We start from the raw sequence: 4,292 nt of genomic DNA on the forward strand, positions 1-4,292 counted from the left end.
CCTGCCATCGCCGCCGCTGGTCACCGGCGACCCGACATTGATGAGCGAGGCGGAGCGGGCAAAGCTCGGTCTCGTGCGCCTGCCCGAAACCCTGCCGGCGGCGCTGGACGCGCTTGTGGCTGACAGCACCGTGACGGGATGGTTCGCGCCTGTCTTCATCGAAACCTTCGTCGGCCTCAAGCAACACGAGGCAGAGCGCCTTGCCGGTCTCGATCCGGCTTCCATCTGCGATCTTTACCGGACGCTCTATTGATGACTGCACAGACTGAAAAAGGCCTGCTCGCTCAAAAAGATTGGCCCGAGGCCGTCGAGGTCCTCAACGAGCACGGCCATTCCGATATCGTGCTGTTGTGCGAGCATGCGTCCAACCACATGCCGGCCGAGTATCGGCAGCTCGGCCTCGATGCCAGCCATCTGCAGCGCCACATCGCCTGGGATATCGGCGCCGCCGAGGTGACCCGTCTGCTATCGTCGAAGCTCGATGCTCCGGCCTTCCTCAGCGGCTACTCCCGGCTGTTGATCGACCTCAACCGGCCACTCGATGGCCAGGGCAGCATTCCGGTGCTGTCGGAAGACACCGATATTCCCGGCAATGTCGGCATCGATGCGACGGAGCGGACCCGGCGTGCCGAAATCATCTTTTCGCCGTTTCATGACCGGGTGGCCGCGTATCTCGACCGCCGGGCACAAGCAGGCCGGCAGACGCGGATCGTGACGATCCATTCGTTCACGCCGGTCTTCCTCGGTGTCAGCAGGCCCTGGCATGCCGGCGTGCTGCATGACCATGCAAGCGGTCTCGCCGAAGCGATCCTTTCGGGCCTGCGCACTGATGCGGCGCTCAATGTCGCGGCCAACGTGCCCTATGTGATCAGCCGCGACGCCGACTACGCCGTGCCCATCCATGGCGACGATCGCGGTATCCCCGCCGTCCTCGTCGAGATCCGGCAGGATTTGTTGTCGACACGGTCCGGCATCGAGGAATGGGCGAACCGCCTGGCGGCGGCACTGCCCGCTCAGCAGGCGGAGTCAATCCCGTGAGCAATCTCAGCCTGCGCGAGCGTGACGCGGCGACGATCGCCCAGATCGGCAAGCTGCGGTTCTCGCCGCTCAGCGTCATAGGCGGCCAGGGCAACAGGCTGATCGAGGAAGGTGGCCGTTCGCTGCTTGACCTGTCGGGATCGGCCGGTCCGGCGGTGCTCGGCTACGGCCATCCAGCTGTCGTCGAGGCGGTCGAGACGTCGATCCGCAACATGGCCGGCGCCAGCCTGCTGCTCTATCCGAACGAGCCGGCTGTATCGCTGGCTGAGCGGCTGCTGGCGATCACGCCCGGAGAAGGCGAACGACGCGTCTGGTTCGGCCATTCCGGGTCCGACGCCAATGACTGCGCGGTGCGCGTGCTGCAGGCGGCGACCGGCCGCTCGCGCTTCATCTCGTTTATCGGTTCCTATCACGGCAATCTCTCGGGCTCGATGGGCATCAGCGGCCATACCGCCATGACCCACACACTGCCGCGGCCGGGCGTACTTCTGCTGCCCTACCCCGATCCGTACCGGCCGAACTTCGGCAGCGAGGACGTGCTTGCCCTGCTCGACTATCAGTTCGAGACCACATGCCCGCCGCATCAGGTCGCTGCTGTCTTCATCGAGCCGCTGATGTCGGATGGCGGATTGATCGTGCCGCCACCCGGCTTCCTCAAGGCGTTGCAGGAGCGTTGCCGCAGGCACGGCATCAAGATTGTCGTCGATGAGGTCAAGGTCGGGCTCGCCCGCAGTGGTCTGATGCACTGCTTCCAGCACGAAGGACTGACGCCGGACCTCGTCGTCTTCGGCAAAGGCATCGGCGGCGGCTTGCCGCTGTCGGCCGTTGTTGGCCCGAAGCAGATCATGGACCATGCGCCGGCCTTCGCTCTGCAGACGACCGCAGGCAACCCGGTGGCGACATCGGCTGGCAACGCGGTGCTGAAGACGATCGAGAGGGAAGGCCTGGTCGAGCGCTCGGCGCGGATCGGCACGCTGTTTTCCGATGCGCTGCGGGCACTCGGCGCCAAGCATGAAATCATCGGTGACGTGCGCGGGCGCGGCCTTGCCATCGGCGTCGACCTGGTCAAGGACCGCGCGACGCGCGAGCCCGTTGCGGCGACGACCACGGCCAAGATCATCTATCGCGGCTACGAACTGGGTGCGGCCTTCACCTATGTCGGGCTGAAGGCGAATGTGCTGGAGTTCATGCCGCCGCTGACGTTGACGGAAGACGAGGTAGCGGAGGGTGTCGCGATCGTCGACCAGGCGATCGCCGACGTGAATGCCGGCAAGGTCTCCGATGCGGACGTCGCCTCCTTCATGATGTGGTGAACAAAAAAAGGCGTCGCCACGGGCTGTGGCAGAAATTGTCTCGGCAGCCCTCGATTCCTTGCGCGACAGTTATTCCGCGATACGCACAACAAGCTTGCCGAAATTCCTGCCCTCGAGAAGGCCAAGAAAGGCCTGCGGCGCGTTCTCGATGCCATTCACGATGTCTTCCCTGTAGCGAACGCGGCCGGATGCTATCCAGTCGGCCATCTCGCGATAGAAGGCCGGACGCTGGTCGACAAATTCACGCTGGATGAAACCCCTGATCGTCAAGCTGCGGTGCAGCACTTGCTGCATCAATGTCGGCAGCCGGTCGACGCCGGCATCCGCGATGGCATTGTATTGCGCGATCAACCCGCAGACCGGCACACGCGCAAACTCGTTGAGCAGCGGAAACACAACATCCCAGACATGACCGCCGACATTCTCGAAATAGATATCGATGCCGTCAGGGCAGGCTGTCTTCAACTGCTCGGCAAAATCATCGGCACGGTGATCGACGACGGCGTCAAAGCCGAGTTCGTTTCGCACGAAGGCGCATTTGTTGGCGCCGCCGGCGATGCCGACGGCACGCGCGCCCTTGATGCGTGCGATCTGGCCAACGGCCGACCCGACCGCACCACTGGCAGCCGCCACGACAACCGTCTCGCCAGGCTTCGGCTGCCCGATGCTGAGCAGGCCGGCATAGGCCGTGAAGCCCGGCATGCCGAGCACGCCAAGCGCCGTCGTGACGGGTGCAGTCGCAGGATCGAGCTTGCGCAGCCCGACACCATCGGACAGTGCAAAACTCTGCCATCCCGAATGGGACAGGACGATGTCACCCTCGGCGAAGTGGGCGTGGCGGGACCTGACGACACGCGCAACGGTACCGCCTTCCATCACGCCGTCGACATCGACCGGCTTGGCATAGGATTTCGTGGCGTTCATGCGCCCGCGCATATAGGGATCGAGCGACAGATAAAGGATCTGCAGCAGCAATTCACCCTCCCCCGGCTGGACGACATCAACCGTCTCGATGCGGAAGTCATCTGACTTCGGCCGGCCTTGCGGCCGCGCCGCGAGCACGATGCGGGTGTTGGTCTGGGTCGACATTGGAGACCTCTCTGCGAAGGAAGTGCTACTTGAAAAACCGGTTGGGCGGACGCTTCAGGCCGAGATTCTCGCGCAGCGTCGATCCCTCATACTGTCGCCGGAAAATCCCTCGCCGCTGCAGTTCGGGCACGACCTTCTCGGCAAAATCATCGAGCCCGGCAGGTAGGTAGGGAAACATGATGTTGAACCCGTCTGAGCCCTCGGCGACCAGCCATTCCTCCATCTCGTCGGCGATTGTTTCAGGTGTACCGACAAAGGCAAGGCCGGAATAGCCGCCCAGCCTTTGCGCGAGTTGCCTGACCGTCAGGCTTTCCTGGCGCGCCAGTTCGATGACGCGCTCGCGGCCACTCTTCGAGGCATTGGTCTCGGGGATTTCGGGCAAGGGCGCGTCGGGATCAAAACCGGAGGCATCATGTCCAATGGCGATCGACAGCGAGGCAATGCCGCTCTCGTAGTAGACGAGACTGTCGAGCTTCGCCCGCCTGGCCTGCGCGTCCTCGATGCTGTCGCCGACAACGACAAAGGCGCCGGGCAGGATCTTGATGTCGTCGCGCGACCGGCCGAGCTTCTCCGCACGGCCTTTGACGTCGGCAAAGAAACGCTGCCCCGCTGCGAGATCGGCATGCGCGGCGAAAATGACCTCCGCCGTCTCTGCCGCCAATTGCCGCCCTGCCTCCGACGCACCGGCCTGGACGATGACCGGCCAGCCCTGCACCGGCCGTGCGATGTTGAGCGGACCGCGTACCGAGAGATGCTCGCCCTTGTGGTCGAGCACATGCAGCCTGGCGGGGGCGAAATAGAGCCCGCTTTCGGCGTCGCGGATGAAGGCATCGGCGGCAAAGCTGTCCCACA

4 protein-coding genes and 1 pseudogene are annotated in these 4,292 nt (G+C 64.1%); 3 read left to right on the top strand and 2 right to left on the bottom strand.

What is annotated here, in order from left to right; all coding sequences use genetic code 11:
• From EN935_RS24400 to EN935_RS24410, 3 genes and pseudogenes are all read left to right on the top strand, one after another.
• Window positions 1–253: pseudogene (locus tag EN935_RS24400) on the top strand (glutamine synthetase); the annotation flags it as partial.
• Window positions 253–1,038, top strand: coding sequence for an N-formylglutamate amidohydrolase (locus EN935_RS24405; RefSeq protein ID WP_127264187.1), 786 nt, complete (start codon window positions 253–255; stop codon window positions 1,036–1,038). The pseudogene EN935_RS24400 and the gene EN935_RS24405, both read left to right, overlap by 1 nt.
• Window positions 1,035–2,351, top strand: coding sequence for an aspartate aminotransferase family protein (locus EN935_RS24410; RefSeq protein ID WP_127264185.1), 1,317 nt, complete (start codon window positions 1,035–1,037; stop codon window positions 2,349–2,351). The genes EN935_RS24405 and EN935_RS24410 overlap by 4 nt, the downstream gene beginning before the upstream one ends.
• Window positions 2,352–2,420: 69 nt before the next feature.
• Here EN935_RS24410 and EN935_RS24415 read toward each other — a convergent pair whose 3' ends face one another.
• A complete protein-coding gene (locus EN935_RS24415; RefSeq protein WP_127264183.1) occupies window positions 2,421–3,440 on the bottom strand; it encodes an NADP-dependent oxidoreductase in 1,020 nt (339 codons plus the stop codon).
• Window positions 3,441–3,465: 25 nt separating this feature from the next.
• On the bottom strand, window positions 3,466–4,292 hold an 827-nt coding region (locus tag EN935_RS24420; protein WP_127373686.1), incomplete at its 5' end, for an NtaA/DmoA family FMN-dependent monooxygenase.

Origin of the sequence: Mesorhizobium sp. M7D.F.Ca.US.004.03.1.1 (assembly GCF_003998635.1) — a bacterium.
Taxonomy (GTDB): Bacteria; Pseudomonadota; Alphaproteobacteria; order Rhizobiales; family Rhizobiaceae; genus Mesorhizobium; species Mesorhizobium loti.

What these genes read in the sequence shown, in the direction of transcription:
- EN935_RS24405 (WP_127264187.1), top strand. Translation starts at nt 253, where the DNA reads ATGACTGCACAGACTGAAAAAGGCCTGCTCGCTCAAAAAGATTGGCCC.
- EN935_RS24415 (WP_127264183.1), bottom strand. Translation starts at nt 3,440, where the DNA reads ATGTCGACCCAGACCAACACCCGCATCGTGCTCGCGGCGCGGCCGCAA.